Raw genomic sequence first — 18,272 nt, forward strand, 5'->3', positions numbered from 1 at the left:
AAAGCCATCTGCCCATGACCCACATCCCCAAAGCGGAATACAGCCGTCGCCGCAAGGCCCTGATGGCGCAGATGGAACCCAACAGCATCGCGATCCTGCCCGCCGCCGCGGTGGCAATCCGCAACCGCGACGTCGAGCATGTTTACCGTCAGGACAGCGACTTCCAGTACCTCAGCGGTTTTCCCGAGCCACAAGCCGTCATCGTTCTGATGCCCGGTCGCGAGCACGGCGAGTACATCCTGTTCTGTCGTGAACGCAACGCCGAACGCGAATTGTGGGATGGCCTGCGCGCAGGGCAGGAAGGCGCGATCCGCGAGTACGGCGCCGACGATGCTTTTCCGATTACCGACATTGACGACATCCTCCCAGGCCTGATCGAAGGCCGCGACCGGGTGTATTCGGCGATGGGCAGCAATCCCGAATTCGATCGGCACCTGATGGACTGGATCAACGTGATCCGCTCCAAGGCGCACCTCGGCGCGCAGCCGCCGAATGAATTCGTTGCCCTGGATCATCTGCTGCACGACATGCGCCTGTATAAATCGGCGGCAGAAGTGAAGGTGATGCGCGAAGCCGCGCGGATCTCCGCGCAAGCGCATATCCGCGCGATGCAGGCCAGTCGTCCGGGGCTGCATGAATACAGCCTCGAAGCCGAACTGGATTATGAATTCCGCAAGGGCGGGGCGAAGATGCCGGCCTACGGTTCGATCGTCGCCGCCGGGCGCAACAGCTGCATCCTGCATTACCAGCAGAATGACGCGTTGCTCAAGGACGGCGATCTGGTGTTGATCGACGCCGGTTGCGAGATCGACTGCTACGCCAGCGACATCACCCGCACGTGGCCGGTCAACGGCAAGTTTTCGCCGGAGCAGAAGGCGATCTACGAGTTGGTGCTGGCTTCCCAGGAAGCGGCATTTGCCGAGATCGCCCCGGACAAGCACTGGAATCAGGCGCACGAAGCCACGGTTCGAGTGATTACCACAGGGCTGGTGAAACTCGGTTTGCTAAAAGGCGAGGTCGACGAGTTGATTGCGAGCGAAGCTTACAAAGCTTTCTACATGCACCGCGCCGGCCACTGGCTTGGCATGGATGTGCATGACGTTGGCGAGTACAAGGTCGGCGGCGAATGGCGTGTGCTGGAGGTCGGCATGGCGCTGACCGTGGAGCCTGGCATCTACATCGCGGCAGACAATCAGAACGTGGCGAAGAAATGGCGCGGTATTGGCGTGCGTATCGAGGATGACGTGGTCGTGACCCGATCCGGTTGTGAAATCCTCACCAGCGGCGTGCCGAAAACCGTCGCCGAGATCGAAGCGCTGATGGCACAAGCAAGGACACACGCAGCATGAGTCGAGTCAATCTGGCAATCATCGGTGGCGGTCTGGTCGGCGCCAGTCTGGCGTTGGCGTTGCAGGCCGGGGCCAAGGCGCAGGGCTGGAAAATCGTCCTGATCGAACCGTTCGCCCCCGGCGACAGCTGGCAGCCGAGCTACGACGCCCGCTCCTCGGCGTTGTCGTTCGGCTCGCGGCAGATTTATCAGCGCCTGGGCGTGTGGCAGGAAATATCCCGCCGCGCCGAGCCGATCAAACAGATTCATGTCTCCGACCGTGGCCGTTTCTCCACCGCGCGCTTGTCGGCGATGGAAGAGGGTGTGCCAGCGCTCGGTTACGTGGTGGAAAACGCCTGGCTCGGCCAGTGCCTGTGGCAGCACCTCGACAAAGACGTGATCACGTGGCGCTGCCCGGCGGAAGTCACGCGCATGGAACCGTTGGCCGATGGCTACCGCCTGACCCTCAACGACGAAACCACACTGGAATGCGATCTCGCGGTACTCGCCGATGGCGGCCGCTCCGGGTTGCGCGAACAGTTGGGCATCAACGTGCGCAAGCGCCCGTACAACCAGAGCGCACTGATCGCCAACATCACCCCGAGTGAAGCGCACAACGGCATGGCCTTCGAGCGCTTTACCGACGAAGGCCCAATGGCCCTGCTGCCGCTGCCGGACAATCGCTGCGCGCTGGTCTGGACCCGTCTGGGCATGGACGCGCAGCGTCTGACTGAATTGAGCGAGCGTGATTTTCTCAGCGAGCTGCAAGGCGTGTTCGGTTACCGCCTCGGCACTTTGAAACAGGTCGGCGCACGGCATCTTTATCCGCTGTCACTGATCGAAGCTGAAGAACAGGTGCGCTCGCATCTGGCCGTACTTGGCAACGCCGCACACAGCCTGCACCCGATCGCCGGCCAGGGCTTCAACCTGTCGCTGCGTGACGCCGATGCCTTGGCTGCCGCGCTGCTTGCGAGTGATAAGCCGCTGGGCGACTTCGCCACGTTGCAGGCCTATCGCGAACGGCAGCGCCTCGATCAGGACCTGACGGTGGGCTTCTCCGATCAGGTCACGCGCCTGTTCGGCAGCACCCAGCCGCTGGTGTCGCTGGGGCGCAATCTCGGCCTGCTCGGCCTCGACCTGCTGCCGCCAGCCAAACGCTGGTTCGCCCGGCAGGCGATGGGCCTGGGAACCCGTCCGGATGCTTGAGTGGCTGAGCAAAAAATTCGGCAAGGCACGATTGATGCGCTGGGTAATGACCTTCTACCCGCCGTATCTCGGCGCCGGAGTGCACGTTCGGCACATCAGTGACGACTTTCGCGATGTGCAGGTGTCCATGGGGTTGGGCTGGTACAACCGCAACTATGTCGGCACCCAGTTTGGCGGCAGTCTGTATTCGATGGTCGACCCGTTCTTCATGTTGATGCTCATGGAAAACCTCGGTCCGAAGTACATCGTCTGGGACAAGGCCGCCGACATCGATTTCATTGCGCCGGGCAAAGGCCCGGTGTTCGCCCGGTTCAACATCGACCAGACCCTGCTCGACGAGATCCGCCGGCAGACCGCCAACGGCGATAAATACCTGCCGCAGTTGCAGGTCGACATTCATGACGGCGCCGGCAACCTTGTGGCGCGGGTCGGTAAAACCCTTTACGTGCGGCTCAAGCCGCAAGCGAGACAGGCCTAAAGCATGGAAATGCGCGCAGATCTGCTGATTGTCGGAGCCGGAATGGTCGGCAGCGCCCTGGCGCTGGCGCTACAGGACAGTGGGCTGGAAGTGCTGTTGCTCGACGGCAGCCCGTTGAGCGTGAAGCCGTTCGATGCCGAGGCGGCGTTCGAACCGCGCGTCAGCGCATTGTCGGCGGCGAGCCAGCGCATTCTCGAGCGCCTTGGCGTCTGGGACGGCATCGCCCAGCGGCGCAGCAGCCCGTACACCGACATGCACGTCTGGGACGGCAGCGGCACCGGGCAGATTCATTTCTCGGCGAGCAGCGTACATGCCGATGTGCTCGGCCACATCGTCGAAAACCGCGTGGTCCAGGATGCGCTGCTCGAGCGTTTGCATGATTGCGACCTGGGCATGCTGGCCAATGCGCGGCTGGAGCAGATGCGTCGCTCCGGCGACGACTGGCTGCTGACCCTGGCCGATGGCCGCACCTTGCGCGCGCCGCTGGTGATCGCGGCGGACGGCGCCAATTCAGCGGTGCGCCGTCTGACCGGCGTGGCGACCCGCGAGTGGGATTATCTGCATCACGCCATCGTCACCAGCGTGCGCTGCAGCCAGCCGCACCGCAAAACCGCCTGGCAGCGCTTTACCGATCACGGGCCGCTGGCGTTTTTGCCACTGGAGCGTGACGGTCAGCAGGACTGGTGCTCGATCGTCTGGTCGACCACACCGGCTGAAGCCGAGCGCTTGATGGCGCTGGAAGAGACTGCGTTTTGCGCTGAGCTGGAGCGAGCCTTCGAGGGACGCCTCGGTGAAGTCATCAGCGCCGACCCGCGTCTGTGCGTGCCGTTGCGTCAGCGTCACGCCAAGCGCTACGTCGCTGAGGGCCTGGTCTTGATCGGTGATGCGGCGCACACCATTCACCCCTTGGCCGGGCAGGGTGTGAACCTTGGTTTCCTCGATGCAGCGGTGCTGGCGGAAGTGTTGCTGCAAGCGCATGAGCGCGGTGAGCGACTGGCAGACGTGAAGGTGCTGAGCCGCTACGAGCGTCGGCGTATGCCGCACAATCTGGCGCTGATGGCGGCGATGGAAGGCTTCGAGCGGTTGTTCCAGGCCGACCCGCTGCCGCTGCGCTGGTTGCGCAATGCCGGGTTGAAGCTGGTCGAGCAGATGCCCGAGGCGAAGGCGTTGTTTGTGCGCGAGGCGCTGGGGTTGACCGGGGATCTTCCAGCTCTGGCAAAGCCCTGACCGCCTCATTGAGGCTGATGGCCCCTTCGCGAGCAGGCTCGCTCCCACAGTTGAGATGCATTCCAATGTGGGAGCGAACCTGCTCGCGAAAGCGTCCGCCCACTTACCGCAGTTTTGAGTCGTGCAACATCTGGTAACGCCTTCCCCCAGTGTTCGATTGTGGTGGTAAATGTGAGTCCTTATCATTTGGCCCACATTTCCCGACCGTGAGACCACTCCCATGTTGGCATCCAAGCGTCTTCTGACCGCACTGGCCTTGACCCTGATCGGCAGCACCACTGCCCAGGCCGCCGATGAGGTGGTGGTTTACTCGTCGCGTATCGATGAGCTGATCAAACCGGTATTCGATGCCTACACCGCCAAGACCGGGGTGAAGATCAAGTTCATCACCGACAAGGAAGCGCCGCTGATGCAGCGCATCAAGGCCGAAGGTGAAAACGCCACCGCCGATCTGCTGCTCACCGTCGATGCCGGCAACCTGTGGCAGGCCGAGCAGATGGGCATCCTCCAGCCGTTCACTTCGAAAACCATCGACACCAATATTCCCGCGCAATATCGCTCGTCCACCCACGCGTGGACCGGCCTGAGCCTGCGCGCGCGGACCATCGCCTATTCCACCGAGCGGGTGAAGCCGGGCGAACTGACCACCTATGAAGCGCTGGCCGACAAGAATTGGGAAGGCCGCCTGTGCCTGCGCACGGCGAAGAAGGTCTACAACCAGTCGCTGACCGCGACCATGATCGAAGTTCACGGCGCCGAGAAGACCGAGAAAATCCTCAAGGGCTGGGTCAACAACCTGTCCACTGACGTGTTCTCCGATGACGTTGCGGTGCTGGAAGCGATCAACGCCGGGCAGTGTGACGTTGGCATCGTCAACACCTACTACTACGGTCGCCTGCACAAGCAGAAGCCTGAACTGCCGGTGAAACTGTTCTGGCCGAACCAGGCTGATCGCGGTGTGCATGTGAACCTGTCGGGCATCGGCCTGACCAAGCATGCACCGCACCCGGAAGCGGCCAAGGCTTTGGTCGAATGGATGACCACGCCTGAGGCACAGAAGATTTTTGCCGACGTGAACCAGGAATTCCCGGCCAACCCGGCGGTGGCACCCTCGGAAGAAGTGGCGGCGTGGGGCAAGTTTGTTGCCGATACCTTGCCGGTAGAAGTGGCGGGCAAACGTCAGGCCGAGGCGATCCGGATGATGGATCGGGCGGGGTGGAACTGAGGCGTTTCGTGTAACTGTTGATCTTTCAAGATCGCTCCCTCACCCCAGCCCTCTCCCGGAGGGAGAGGGAGCCAACTTGTGTTGCTTTCGAAACTTGAGTTCGACTCAATATCTCAGGTCGATGTAGTTTGCATGAGCACCTCGGTCAGTTCCCTCTCCCTCCGGGAGAGGGCTAGGGTGAGGGCAGCAATCCCAACCTGAAATACGCAATCCAAGAACACCCCAATCCCTCCAGAGACCCAAAAGTGGCCCACCCCGCCCAACGCCGCTGGTACCCCATCGTCTTCGCCATCGCCGCGCTGGTGTTGTTGCCGCTGAGCGTGCTGTTGTTGTCGTGGCAGACCATCGATCAGCAGATCTGGTCGCACCTGTGGCAAACCCAGATGCCGCGTCTGCTCGGCAATACCCTGACGCTGATCCTCGGCGTCGGGGTCGGCGTGACCCTGCTGGGTGTCAGCCTCGCCTGGCTGACCAGTCTCTGTGAATTCCCCGGTCGGCGCTGGCTCGACTGGGCGCTGATGCTACCCTTCGCCATCCCTGCGTATGTACTGGCGTTCGTCTTCGTCGGCCTGCTCGATTTCGCCGGCCCCGTGCAAACCCTGCTGCGCGAATGGTTCGGCAGCGGTCTGCGCCTGCCACGGGTGCGTTCCACCGGCGGGGTGATCGTGGTGCTGGTGTTGGTCTTTTATCCCTACGTTTATCTGATGGCGCGCACCGCGTTTCTGGCTCAGGGCAAAGGCCTGATGGAAGCGGCGCGGGTGCTCGGGCAATCGCCGTGGCAGGCGTTCTGGCGGGTCGCGTTGCCGATGGCGCGTCCGGCGATCGGCGCGGGCGTGGCGCTGGCGCTGATGGAAACCCTCGCCGATTTTGGCGCGGTGTCGGTGTTCAACTTCGACACCTTCACCACGGCCATCTACAAAACCTGGTACGGCTTCTTCAGCCTGCCCAGCGCCGCACAACTGGCCAGTCTGTTGCTGCTGGTGGTGATGCTGGTGCTGTACGGCGAGCGCCGTGCGCGCGGGGCGAATCGGGCCAGCAATGAGCGGCCACGGGTGAAAGCGCTGTATCACCTGCGCGGGCTCAAGGCGTTGGCGGCGACAGGCTGGTGTGGAATGGTATTCGCCTGCGCCTTCGTCATCCCGGTGCTGCAACTGATCGTGTGGTTCTGGCAGCGCGGACGCTTCGATCTGGATGAGCGCTACGCCGGACTGATTCTGCACACGCTGTACTTGGGCGCGATGGCCGCGCTGATCACCGTCAGCGTTGCGCTGTTGCTGGCGTTTGCCCGGCGTCTGGCGCCGACCCCAGCCATCAACTCCGGCGTCGGTCTGGCCAATCTCGGCTACGCCTTGCCCGGTTCGGTGCTGGCGGTGTCGATCATGCTTGCCTTCAGTTATCTGGATCGTGAACTGGTGATTCCGCTCTCCGCCTGGCTCGGCGGTGCCGGCAAACCGTTGCTGCTCGGCAGCCTCGCGGCGTTGCTGATGGCTTATCTGGTGCGCTTCATTGCTGTCGCCTACGGGCCGCTGGAAAGCAGTCTGGCGCGTATACGGCCATCTTTGCCCGAAGCGGCACGTAGCCTGGGTGTCAGTGGGCCGCGACTGTTTTTCAAAGTGTATCTGCCGCTGTTGCTGCCCGGCACCTTGAGCGCCGCGTTGCTGGTGTTCGTCGATGTGCTCAAGGAAATGCCCGCGACCCTGCTGATGCGCCCGTTTGGCTGGGACACGCTGGCGGTGCGCATCTTCGAAATGACCAGCGAAGGCGAATGGGCGCGCGCCTCATTGCCGGCATTGACGCTGGTGCTGGTCGGGTTGGTGCCGGTGATCGGATTGATTCGACGTTCGGCGCACCGAAACACTTAGTCGTCAGTCCTACATCATGCGGCTACAATGCGCGGCATTCGGTGCGGTTCGTCTGACAGACCCGTGCGCTGGAATCGGCTGAAAGCCTTATTCATCAAGGCTTTCAGCCGTATAGCGGCGGTCCGCACCCTCGCCACGCCCGGAAGGAGAAACCCATGGGACAGCGTACGCCTCTGTATGACCTGCACCTCGCGCTCGGCGCGAAGATGGTCGATTTTGGCGGTTGGGACATGCCACTGCATTACGGCTCGCAGGTCGAGGAGCACCACGAAGTGCGCCGCGATTGCGGGGTGTTCGATGTTTCCCATATGACCGTGATCGATGTCAACGGCGCCCAGGCCAAAGCCTGGCTCCAGCATTTGCTGGCCAACGACGTCGAACGTCTGCACCGCCCCGGCCGGGCGTTGTACAGCACCATGCTCAATGAGCGCGGTGGCATCGTCGACGACATGATCGTCTATCGCCTCGACGACGCGTACCGGCTGGTGTTCAACGCCTCGACCCGCGATCAGGATCTGGCCTGGATGAACGCCCAGCTCGGCGCCTACGACGTGCAACTGCACGAGCGCGCCGAGCTGGCGATGCTCGCCATCCAGGGCCCGCAGGCCCGGCACAAGATTGCCGAACTGGTCACCCAGTCCCGTGCCACGCTGATCCAGCAACTCAAACCTTTCGAAGGCGCCATCGACGGCGACTGGTTCATCGCGCGTACCGGTTACACCGGTGAGGATGGCCTGGAAATCTGCCTGCCCGCGAATCAGGCGCCGGGTTTCTTCAACGACCTCGTCGGCGCCGGCATTTCGCCGATTGGCCTCGGTGCCCGTGACACCTTGCGGGTCGAGGCTGGGATGAACCTGTACGGTCAGGACATTCATCAGGACGTTTCACCGCTGGCCTCGAACATGGCCTGGAGCATCGCCTGGGAGCCGGCCTCGCGGCAGTTCATCGGCCGCGCGGCGCTGGAGGCGGAAAAAGCCGCCGGTGTGGCGCACAAACTGGTCGGTCTGGTACTGGAAGAACGCGGGGTTTTGCGTGCTCACCAGGTGGTTCGCATCGCCGATGTTGGCGAAGGGGAGATCACCAGTGGTAGTTTCTCTCCTACGCTGAGCAAATCGATTGCCCTGGCGCGTGTTCCGATGGCAACCGCCGACCGCGCCGAAGTGGAAATCCGTGGCAAGTGGTATCCGGTGCGAGTGGTCAAACCGACCTTCGTGCGCCATGGCAAAACCTTGATCTAACCTTTTCTGGCGGGCATGACCGCTGACCAATTTCCGAGGAACCGAAGATGAGCGATATCCCTGCCGAACTGCGATTTGCCGAAAGTCATGAATGGGCGCGTTTGGAAGCCGACGGCACCGTCACTGTGGGCATCAGCGATCACGCGCAGGAAGCGCTGGGCGACGTGGTGTTCGTCGAGCTGACCGAAGTCGGCAAGGTGTTCGCCGCCGGTGATCAATCCGGCGTGGTCGAGTCGGTGAAAGCCGCCTCCGACATCTACGCCCCGGTCAGCGGTGAGGTCATCGCGATCAACGAAGACCTGAGCGGCTCGCCCGAACTGCTGAACTCCGACCCGTACGGCGCGTGGATCTTCAAGCTCAAGCCAAGCGACAAGGCCGAGCTGGACAAGCTGCTGGATGCGGCGGCTTACAAGGCTGCCATCGGCGAGTAACTTGCCGGCGCGCCCCAAAGCCCCGATTCGTCGGGGCTTTTTTATGGGCGACGAATATCCCTTTGTGGGAGTGAGCCTGCTCGCGAAAGCGCCATATCAGTCAATGCCAAGGTTTCTGAAACACCGCTTTCGCGAGCAGGCTCGCTCCCACAGGGGCGGCGTGATCTTGAAAATTCGCCTGCTATGCTGGTTTGACCGTGTCGATTGACGCCAAGCGCCAGCCAGGAGAGCCCGTCATGTCCCAGTCGCCGTCCCTGAGCCAGTTACGCGATCCCGAAGCCTTTCTGCGCCGCCACCTCGGCCCGGATGCCGCCGAGCAGCAGGCGATGCTCGACAGCCTCGGCCTGGGCAGTCGCGCCGAGCTGATCGAGCAGACCGTGCCGCCGGGCATTCGCTTCAATCGCGCACTGGATCTGCCGCCGGCACTCGACGAACAGACTGCGCTGGCGAAACTGCGCGGTTATGCCGAGCAGAATCAGCTGTTCACCAGCCTGATCGGCATGGGCTATCACGGCACTGTCACGCCGACCGTCATCTTGCGCAACGTGCTGGAAAATCCCGGTTGGTACACCGCGTACACCCCATATCAACCAGAGATCGCCCAGGGCCGGCTCGAAGCGTTGCTCAATTTTCAGCAACTGACGATCGACCTCACCGGCCTGGAACTGGCCAACGCCTCGCTGCTCGATGAGGCTACCGCAGCGGCCGAAGCCATGGCTTTGGCCAAGCGCGTGGCGAAGTCGAAGAGCAATCTGTTTTTTGTGGATGAAAATTGCCATCCGCAAACTCTCTCCGTGGTACAGACCCGCGCCGAAGGTTTCGGCTTCGAGCTGATCGTCGACGCGGTGGATAACCTGGCGCAGCACGAGGTGTTCGGCGCGCTGCTGCAATACCCCGACACCCACGGCGAAATCCGCGATCTCAAACCCTTGATCAACCACCTGCACGCACAACAGGCCCTGGCCTGCGTCGCCACCGATTTGCTCAGCCTGCTGGTGCTGACGCCGCCGGGTGAGTTGGGTGCCGATGTGGTGTTCGGTTCGTCCCAGCGTTTCGGTGTGCCGATGGGTTATGGCGGCCCGCACGCGGCGTTCTTCGCCAGCCGCGAGGAATACAAACGGGCGATTCCGGGGCGGATCATCGGTGTGTCGAAAGATGCTCGCGGCAACGTCGCGCTGCGCATGGCCCTGCAAACCCGCGAGCAACACATCCGCCGCGAGAAAGCCAATTCGAACATCTGCACCGCGCAGGTGCTGCTGGCCAATATCGCCAGTTGCTACGCGGTGTATCACGGCCCGGAGGGTTTGAAGCGTATCGCCCAGCGCGTGCATCGCCTGACCTGCATCCTCGCGGCGGGACTCGAGCGCAACGGCATCAAACGGCTCAACAGGCAGTTCTTCGACACGCTGACTCTGGAGGTCGGCGGTGGGCAAACGGCGATCATCGAAAGTGCTCAGGCAGCGCAGATCAACCTGCGCATTCTTGGTCGTGGCCGCGTCGGTCTGAGTCTGGACGAGACCTGTGATGAACACACCGTGGCGAAGCTGTTCGATGTGCTGCTCGGCGCCGATCACGGCCTGAGCGTTGATGCGCTTGATGCGCAGGACATCGCCTCGGGAATTCCCGACGAACTCCAGCGCAGTACGCCGTATCTGCAACACCCGGTGTTCAACGCTCACCACAGCGAAACCGAGATGCTGCGTTACCTCAAACAGCTGGAAAACAAGGATCTGGCGCTCAACCAATCGATGATCCCGCTAGGCTCGTGCACGATGAAACTCAACGCCACCAGCGAGATGATCCCGATTACCTGGCCGCAGTTCGCCCATCTGCATCCGTTTGTGCCGAGGGAGCAGGCTGTCGGTTACACGCTGATGATCGAAGAGCTTGAGCGTTGGCTCTGCGCGATTACCGGTTTCGATGCGATCTGCATGCAGCCCAACTCCGGCGCGCAGGGCGAATACGCCGGGCTCCTGGCGATCCGTAAATATCACGAGAGCCGGGGGGAGGGCGCGCGGGATATCTGCCTGATTCCGTCGTCGGCCCACGGCACCAATCCAGCGTCGGCGCAGATGGCCGGGATGCGTGTGGTGATTGTCGAATGCGATGAGGCGGGCAACGTTGATCTGGATGATTTGCAGCTGAAAGCCGCGGAGGCCGGGAATAAGTTGTCGTGCCTGATGGCGACCTATCCGTCGACCCACGGGGTTTACGAGGAAGGCATCAGTGAAATCTGCGCAGTGATTCACCAGCATGGCGGCCAGGTGTATATGGATGGCGCCAATCTCAATGCCCAGGTCGGCCTGGCCAGGCCGGCGGACATCGGCGCCGACGTGTCGCACATGAACCTGCACAAGACCTTTTGCATTCCCCATGGCGGCGGCGGGCCGGGCATGGGCCCGATCGGGGTTCGTGCGCATCTGGCGCCGTTCGTCGCCAATCATCCGGTGGTGCCGATTGACGGGCCGCTGGCGCAGAACGGCGCAGTCAGCGCAGCGCCGTGGGGCAGTGCGAGCATTTTGCCGATCAGTTGGATGTACATCGCCATGATGGGCCCGCAACTGGCGGACGCCAGCGAGGTGGCGATTCTGGCGGCGAATTATCTGGCGCAGCATTTATCCGGCGCGTTCCCGGTGCTCTACACCGGGCGCAATGGTCGTGTGGCGCATGAATGCATTCTTGATCTGCGCCCACTGAAGGCGCAGACCGGCATCAGCGAGGAAGACGTCGCCAAGCGGCTGATGGATTACGGCTTCCACGCGCCGACCATGTCCTTCCCGGTACCGGGTACGTTGATGGTCGAGCCGACCGAGAGCGAGTCCAAGGCAGAGCTCGACCGCTTCATCGCGGCGATGCTGAGCATTCGTGCCGAGATCAATGAAGTGCAGAAGGGCAACTGGCCGGGCGAAGACAACCCGCTCAAACGCGCGCCGCATACGCTGGCCGATGTCACAGGGATCTGGGAACGGCCCTACAGCATCGAACAGGGCATTACCCCGGATGCGCACACTCGATTGCACAAATATTGGCCAGCGGTGAATCGGGTGGATAACGTCTACGGCGATCGCAATCTGTATTGCGCCTGTGTCCCGGTGGAGGATTACCGCTGATCTCTAAATCCACCACCGTCCCTGTGGGAGCGAGCCTGCTCGCGAAAGCAATCGTCCAGCCAGCATTTTCGGTGACTGGCTCACCGCTTTCGCGAGCAGGCTCGCTCCCACAAGGCATGGTGGTGAGGCGGTAATCCGGGCAAAAAAATGCCGCTCGATCGAGCGGCATTTTTGAGGGTGCGAGGCTTACTCGGAAGCCACGGCGTTCTTCGCCAGAATCGCGTTCGCCAGTTCCATGTCCGAAGCCTGCAGGCCAGGGTTGTCGGCGCGGACTTTCTGCATCGCTGCTTCCAGGTACGGGCCACGGATGCCGCCGTCGCTGGCGACGAAGCTGCCGGCGTCGTCCTGGGCGGCGACGATCAGCTTGTGATCCTTGAACGTCAGGTAGGTCGAACCGGTGGTGGCGCCGGAGGAGATGACGTTACGCCAAAAGCTGTCCGCCATGGCCGAACCAACGGGAAGCGACAGCAGGGCCAAGGTGGCGACAGCGAGTTTGAGACGCATGATGAGGTGACTCCTGGGATTGACTACGGCGTTGGATAGCCGATCCCCGATCCAGTTCCGTGCTGAATTATTTCAACTCACTTTGCGGTGTCACCCGCAGCACTTCCTCCACCGTGGTCAGCCCCGCCGCAACTTTCTGCGCGCCGGACAGGCGCAGGCTGCGCATGCCTTCCTTGAAGGCCTGACGCCTGATCGCGGTGAGGTCGGTGTCCGGGGTGATCAGCGCTTTGAGGCTGTCGCTCAGTTGCATGATTTCGTAGACCCCGGCGCGGCCGCGATAGCCGGTGTCGCGGCATTCCAGGCAACCGATCGCCCGTTGCGCATTGCTCGGCAGCGGCGCTTGCCAGGGCCGGGTCAGGGTTTGCCAGTCTTCATCTTCGAGCGTCAGCGGCGCCTTGCAGTGCGGGCACAACGTGCGCACCAGACGCTGAGCCATAACGCCGAGCACGGTGGCTTTGATCAGGTAATGCGGCACGCCCAGTTCGAGCAAACGGCTGATCGCGCTTGGCGCGTCGTTGGTGTGCAGGGTGGACAGGACCAAGTGCCCTGTGAGCGCGGCCTGAATCGCCATTTCCGCAGTTTCCAGATCGCGGATCTCGCCGATCATGATGATGTCCGGGTCCTGCCGCATCAGCGCGCGCACTCCGGCGGCGAAGGTCAGTTCGATGTTGTGCTGCACCTGCATCTGGTTGAAGGCCGGCTCGACCATTTCGATCGGGTCTTCGATGGTGCAGAGGTTAACCTCCGGCGTCGCCAGTTTTTTCAGCGTGGTGTACAGGGTGGTGGTCTTGCCCGAGCCGGTCGGCCCTGTGACCAGAATGATGCCGTTGGGCTGGCGGGTCATGTCCTGCCAGCGCCGCAGGTCGTCGGCGCTGAAACCCAACTGGTCGAAATTCTTCAGCAGCACTTCCGGGTCGAAAATCCGCATGACCATTTTTTCGCCGAACGCTGTCGGCAAAGTCGACAGCCGCAACTCCACTTCGCCGCCGTCCGGGGTCTTGGTCTTGACCCGGCCATCCTGGGGTTTGCGCTTTTCCGCGACGTTCATGCGGCCAAGACTTTTCAGGCGGCTGACGATCGCCATGGTCACCTGCGGCGGGAATTGATAGACGTTGTGCAGCACGCCGTCGATGCGAAAGCGCACGGTGCCGTGCTCGCGGCGCGGTTCGATGTGGATATCGCTAGCGCGCTGCTGGAAGGCGTACTGGAACAGCCAGTCGACGATGTTGACGATGTGCGCGTCGTTGGCGTCCGGCTCCTGATCGCTGGCGCCGAGGTTGAGCAGTTGTTCGAAGTTGCCGAGATTGCCGCTTTGGGCGTCGGCATTGCTGGCACCGCTGACCGATTTGGCCAGCCGGAAAAACTCGACGCTAAAGCGCTGGATGTCGACCGGGTTGGCCACGACACGTTTGATCGGCAGCTTCAATACGTGGGTCAGGTCGGCTTCCCAACCGCTGACGTAGGGCTGAGCGCTGGCCACGGTGACCGAGTCGCGGTCCACGGCGACGGCGAGAATCTTGTGCCGTTGCGCGAAGGCGTAAGACATCAGCGGTGTGATCGCCGCGACGTTGATTTTCAACGGATCGATGCGCAAATACGGCTGACCGGCCTGTTGCGCCAGCCACAGGGTCAGGCTTTCCAGATCCAGATGTTTGCCCGGACGGCTGAGGTCGTCGAGTTGCTGGCTGGCGATGAATTCCAGCGGATGCATCTGCCCGTGAGCAGCATGGCGACGGCGGGCATTGAGCGCCTGTTCCGCCGCGTCCTGGCAGATGAAGCCTTGGGCGACCAGTTCCCGTAATACATCGTTGAGGTCCAGCCAGCGGTCCTGAGTGACAAATTGAACGGACATGCGGCTTTCCTTTTTAAGCGTCATGCGCAAAAGGATAGTCGTGGCCCCGCTGACCGTTGGGCCACTACCCGACGAAGCCGTTGCCGAATTTGTCAGCCGGCAGCCTGTGCGGGCGCCTGCCACGCCGTGTCGGCGTTGTGCAGGTCCACCGCGCAGACGCTGATCAGGTTACGCAGTTTCTCCGCGATCACTTGCGCGCGATGCCAGCTCAGGCCGCTCATGAGCAGATCGATCGACAGCAGATCGTCCTGGCGCTGGACCTTGACCTGCTCCGGCGTCAGAAATTGCAAGGCGAACAGATTCAACACGCGCACCAGCAGATCCGGCTCGGCCTCGGCGAGGATTTGGTATTGCGCCAGGCAGTGGGCGTTGTTGACGTTCCAGACATCAGCGCGGGCGGCGGGGCTGTTTACGGCTTCAAGGTGCGGCATGGCGAGTCTCCAAAATCACTGGAGAAATTTTTACATTCGGTGCGGGGTATTTCTTGGCTATGATCGGCGTCTGAACGGATTTATCGAAAGAGTTGATTCGTGAAAGCTGATCTTTGAGGATTTTTTATGCACAGCGAGCTGGACGCCTACGACCGCAAGATTCTCGCCTTGCTCCAGGAAGACGCTTCGCTGTCGAGCGCGCAGATCGCCGAGCAGGTGGGCCTGTCGCAATCGCCGTGCTGGCGGCGGATTCAGCGGATGAAGGAGGAGGGCATCATTCGCGGCCAGGTGACCTTGCTGGATCGCAAGAAGATCGGCCTGAACACGCAGATTTTTGCCGAGATCAAACTCAACGCTCATGGGCGTTCGAACTTCACCGAGTTCACCGAGGCGATTCGCGGCTTTCCGGAAGTGCTGGAGTGTTATGTGCTGATGGGGGCGGTGGATTTCATGCTGCGCATTGTCGCGGCGGATATCGAGGCGTACGAGCAGTTCTTTTTCGAGAAGCTGTCGCTGGTGCCGGGGATACAGGAAGTGAATTCGATCGTGGCGCTGTCGGAGATCAAGTCCACCACCAGCCTGCCGGTCTAGTGCGGATGGCCTTCGTGGCGAGGGGATTTATCCCCGCTGGGCTGCGCAGCAGTCCCCGCTTGATCGTTCCCACGCAGAGCGTGGGAACGATCGGGTGGGAAGGTGTTTAGCTGCGCAGGAGGATTTTCCAGGCGCGGTTCTGGTACACCGCAATCGCCTGATGCTTGCGTGCATCGAGCAGTTCGTCGGTGATGGTCGGCTCGTTGGCCAGTTGCGCCAGTTTGTTCAGCTCACCGTACAGGCGATCCATTTCCGGGATGTCCAGCACGTTGCGCGCATGGTGCAACCAGACCTGAATGCGCTCGATACGCGGCAGTTGTTCAGCAAGATCTTCCGGCTGCTGCTGATAGCGTTGCAGCTGCAGAGCAGTAGCTTCTTCGCCGAGCAGACGCGGCAACCAGCTGTGCAATTGCGCGTCACCCTGACGATTACCGCGAGTATTGCGGTCGGCGGTCCAGGTGCGGGCCAGCAGCCAGCGTGAAGCGTTCAGCGAGAACTGGCCCCAGCGCGGGTCTTCCAGCTCTTCGAGGAACTGCTCAGGCGCGGCCTTGCGCACGTCTTCGTCCTCGATGCCGACCTGCACCAACGGGCGCCAGTCTTCGAGCAAGGCATCGAGGGCCACGCGCAAATCGTGGGTCGACTGACGCGGCGCCGCCTGGCCGAGGCTGCTGAGCAGGGCGCGCATTTCCGCGAGGTTCTCGACCCAGTCCTGCAACAGGCGCCAGTGGCCGTTGAAACGATATTGTTCAGCCAGACGCTGGCTGCTGCCGAGCAGATGCCAGCTCAGCGCGGCGAAGGCGTCGTCGAGACGGGTTTCGCTGGTCAGCTGCGGCGCCGGGAGGCTCAGCGAGTAGCTGTTGGCGTCGTGCAGGCGATAACCGCGCTCAGCCTTGCTGATATCGCATGGCATCAGCGCCAGGGTTTCGGCCAGTTCGGCAGCCAGTTCCAGCAGCGCCGCAGGCTCGCCTTCGCGCAGTTCCAGTTCCAGCTCGCAGATCTCTTCCTTCTGCTTGCCAACCACCACGTGACCGAGGTCCAGCGCGGCTTCGATGACCACTTTGGTCTTGCCACGGCCCCAGGCGATTTCGGCGCGCTCGCGGACGAAATCGGTGGTGAAGATCGGCTTGAGGGTTTTCTTGTCCAGCTCGGCCAATGCCTCGGGCCAGCATTCGCCGTCGAGTTTCTTTACGTCGAGCTTGGCTTTCGGCAGTTTCCAGTCGTACTCGTTACGCTCGGACAGACCGGCGACGCTCTGGCCACGGGTCTTGAGGGTCTGAATCACTTCGTCACCGTCCTTGCGCAGGCGCAGTGCGACTTTGGCTTGGGCGAGGTCGCGCTCGGGGGTGTCGAAGTACTGGTTCATCAACTCACGGCGTTCCCAGCCACTTTTGTTGCGTTTCTTCAGCAGCGGGTGCTCGCGCAGGGCAGCGAGGGTTTCGCGGCTGACGCGGAGTTTGATTTCAGTTTCTTTTTGCATGGCCGGAACATCCAGAATCGGGAGCGCAGCCGGGGGAATGTGTGGCTGCCAAGGCCGTGCAGTGTACAGGAGTCAAACTTCCTACGCCCTGCGGCGGTTTATTCCGCGCGCCGGATGGTTCTATAGTGGGCCTCAATCCGGGACCTGGAGTCAGTGATGCCATTGCCGTCCATGCAAGACCAGTTCGCCGCGCTGATTGCCGCGCCATCGGTCAGCTGTACTCAACCGAACCTGGACCAGTCCAACCGCGCCGTCATTGATCTGCTCGCTGGCTGGCTCGGTGACCTGGGCTTCAGCTGCGATATCCGGCAGGTCAGCCCCGGCAAATTCAATCTGCTCGCCAGTTTCGGCAGCGGCCCCGGCGGCCTGGTGCTGGCCGGGCACAGCGACACCGTGCCGTACGACGACGCGTTGTGGCAGACCGACCCGCTGAAGCTCACTGAAGTCGATGGCCGCTGGGTCGGGCTGGGCAGCTGCGACATGAAGGGTTTCTTCGCGCTGATCATCGAAGCCGTACGGCCGCTGCTCGATCAGCCGTTCAAGCAACCGCTGCTGATCCTCGCCACCTGCGACGAAGAAAGCTCGATGTCCGGCGCTCGCGCGCTGGCCGAGGCCGGGCAGCCGCTGGGCCGCGCGGCGGTGATCGGCGAGCCGACCGGGCTCAAGCCGATTCGCATGCACAAAGGCATCATGATGGAGCGCATCGACATTCTCGGGCAGAGCGGCCACTCGTCTGATCCGCGTCTGGGCCACAGCGCCCTTGAAGCGATGCACGATGCCATCGGCGAACTGCGCGGTCTGCGCCTGTTGTGGCAGCGCGAATTCAGCAATCCACAATTCAGCGTGCCGCAACCGACGATGAACTTCGGCTGCATCCATGGCGGCGACAACCCCAATCGCATCTGCGGCCAGTGTTCGCTGGAGTTCGACCTGCGACCGCTGCCGGGCATGGACCCGAACCTGCTGCGCGCGGAAATCCTGCGCAAGCTCAACCCGGTGGCCGAGCGGCATAAGGTGAAAATCGATTACAAACCGCTGTTCCCGGAAGTACCGCCGTTCGAACAGTCAGAGGATGCCGAACTGGTGCGCATCGCCGAAAAGCTCACCGGCCATCGCGCCGAAGCAGTAGCGTTCGGCACCGAAGCGCCTTATCTTCAGCGCCTCGGCTGCGAAACCATCGTCCTCGGCCCCGGCGACATTGCCTGCGCGCATCAACCCGGCGAGTACCTTGAAATGTCACGTTTGCAGCCTACCGTGCATCTGATTCGGCAGTTGATTGAACATTACTGCCTGACGACAGACGAACGATGATG

15 protein-coding genes are annotated in these 18,272 nt (G+C 62.2%); 11 read left to right on the plus strand and 4 right to left on the minus strand.

All coding sequences use genetic code 11. The features are described 5' to 3' along the window. Positions 1-14: 14 nt before the first annotated feature. The 9 genes from pepP to gcvP all read left to right on the plus strand — a co-directional run bounded on the left by pepP (position 15) and on the right by gcvP (position 12,104). Positions 15-1,349, plus strand: a complete 1,335-nt coding sequence (gene pepP / locus D8U71_RS26680; RefSeq protein WP_122880322.1) for a Xaa-Pro aminopeptidase — start codon at positions 15-17, stop codon at positions 1,347-1,349. Beyond that, on the plus strand, positions 1,346-2,533 hold the full coding sequence (gene ubiH, locus D8U71_RS26685; RefSeq protein WP_095181278.1) for a 2-octaprenyl-6-methoxyphenyl hydroxylase: 1,188 nt from the start codon (positions 1,346-1,348) through the stop codon (positions 2,531-2,533). The genes pepP and ubiH overlap by 4 nt, the downstream gene beginning before the upstream one ends. After that, positions 2,526-3,011 carry a DUF4442 domain-containing protein gene (locus D8U71_RS26690; protein WP_130889090.1) on the plus strand — a complete coding sequence of 162 codons (486 nt, stop codon included), beginning with the start codon at positions 2,526-2,528 and terminating at the stop codon, positions 3,009-3,011. The genes ubiH and D8U71_RS26690 overlap by 8 nt, the downstream gene beginning before the upstream one ends. A 9-nt stretch (positions 3,012-3,020) precedes the next feature. Beyond that, entirely contained in the window at positions 3,021-4,238 is a 1,218-nt protein-coding gene (locus tag D8U71_RS26695) for a 2-octaprenyl-3-methyl-6-methoxy-1,4-benzoquinol hydroxylase (RefSeq protein WP_177433303.1), read from the plus strand. A 220-nt stretch (positions 4,239-4,458) separates the two neighbouring features. Next, on the plus strand, positions 4,459-5,463 hold the full coding sequence (locus D8U71_RS26700; RefSeq protein ID WP_130889091.1) for an extracellular solute-binding protein: 1,005 nt from the start codon (positions 4,459-4,461) through the stop codon (positions 5,461-5,463). Between the two features lie 245 nt (positions 5,464-5,708). Beyond that, complete coding sequence (locus D8U71_RS26705) at positions 5,709-7,325, plus strand: iron ABC transporter permease (protein WP_130889092.1); 1,617 nt, start codon at positions 5,709-5,711, stop codon at positions 7,323-7,325. A gap of 155 nt (positions 7,326-7,480) precedes the next feature. Next, complete coding sequence (gene gcvT, locus D8U71_RS26710) at positions 7,481-8,563, plus strand: glycine cleavage system aminomethyltransferase GcvT (protein ID WP_130889093.1); 1,083 nt, start codon at positions 7,481-7,483, stop codon at positions 8,561-8,563. Positions 8,564-8,610: 47 nt separating this feature from the next. After that, positions 8,611-8,994, plus strand: coding sequence for a glycine cleavage system protein GcvH (gene gcvH / locus D8U71_RS26715; RefSeq protein WP_125916753.1), 384 nt, complete (start codon positions 8,611-8,613; stop codon positions 8,992-8,994). 236 nt (positions 8,995-9,230) lie between these two features. After that, entirely contained in the window at positions 9,231-12,104 is a 2,874-nt protein-coding gene (gene gcvP / locus D8U71_RS26720; RefSeq protein WP_130889094.1) for an aminomethyl-transferring glycine dehydrogenase, read from the plus strand. Positions 12,105-12,290: 186 nt separating this feature from the next. Here the strand turns inward: gcvP and D8U71_RS26725 are convergent, their stop codons facing one another. The 3 genes from D8U71_RS26725 to D8U71_RS26735 all read right to left on the minus strand — a co-directional run bounded on the left by D8U71_RS26725 (position 12,291) and on the right by D8U71_RS26735 (position 14,891). After that, positions 12,291-12,611: a DUF2388 domain-containing protein gene (locus tag D8U71_RS26725; RefSeq protein ID WP_172667868.1), complete on the minus strand. Its 321-nt coding sequence runs from the start codon at positions 12,609-12,611 to the stop codon at positions 12,291-12,293. 64 nt (positions 12,612-12,675) lie between these two features. Further along, complete coding sequence (locus D8U71_RS26730) at positions 12,676-14,460, minus strand: GspE/PulE family protein (RefSeq protein WP_122506176.1); 1,785 nt, start codon at positions 14,458-14,460, stop codon at positions 12,676-12,678. A 92-nt stretch (positions 14,461-14,552) separates the two neighbouring features. Further along, a complete protein-coding gene (locus tag D8U71_RS26735; protein ID WP_024014731.1) occupies positions 14,553-14,891 on the minus strand; it encodes a hypothetical protein in 339 nt (112 codons plus the stop codon). Positions 14,892-15,017: 126 nt separating this feature from the next. Here D8U71_RS26735 and D8U71_RS26740 point away from each other — a divergent pair, with 126 nt between their 5' ends. After that, positions 15,018-15,482, plus strand: a complete 465-nt coding sequence (locus tag D8U71_RS26740; protein WP_130889095.1) for an Lrp/AsnC family transcriptional regulator — start codon at positions 15,018-15,020, stop codon at positions 15,480-15,482. A 106-nt stretch (positions 15,483-15,588) separates the two neighbouring features. Here the strand turns inward: D8U71_RS26740 and D8U71_RS26745 are convergent, their stop codons facing one another. Then, positions 15,589-16,959: a CYTH domain-containing protein gene (locus D8U71_RS26745; RefSeq protein WP_024014729.1), complete on the minus strand. Its 1,371-nt coding sequence runs from the start codon at positions 16,957-16,959 to the stop codon at positions 15,589-15,591. A gap of 156 nt (positions 16,960-17,115) precedes the next feature. Between D8U71_RS26745 and argE the strand changes: the two genes are divergently transcribed. Continuing rightward, positions 17,116-18,270 (plus strand): acetylornithine deacetylase, encoded by a 1,155-nt coding sequence (argE, locus tag D8U71_RS26750; protein ID WP_130889096.1) that lies wholly within the window; start codon positions 17,116-17,118, stop codon positions 18,268-18,270. Positions 18,271-18,272: the final 2 nt, after the last annotated feature.

The sequence above is a fragment of the Pseudomonas sp. Sample_21 genome, from assembly GCF_004307525.1.
Lineage (GTDB): Bacteria > Pseudomonadota > Gammaproteobacteria > Pseudomonadales > Pseudomonadaceae > Aquipseudomonas > Aquipseudomonas atacamensis.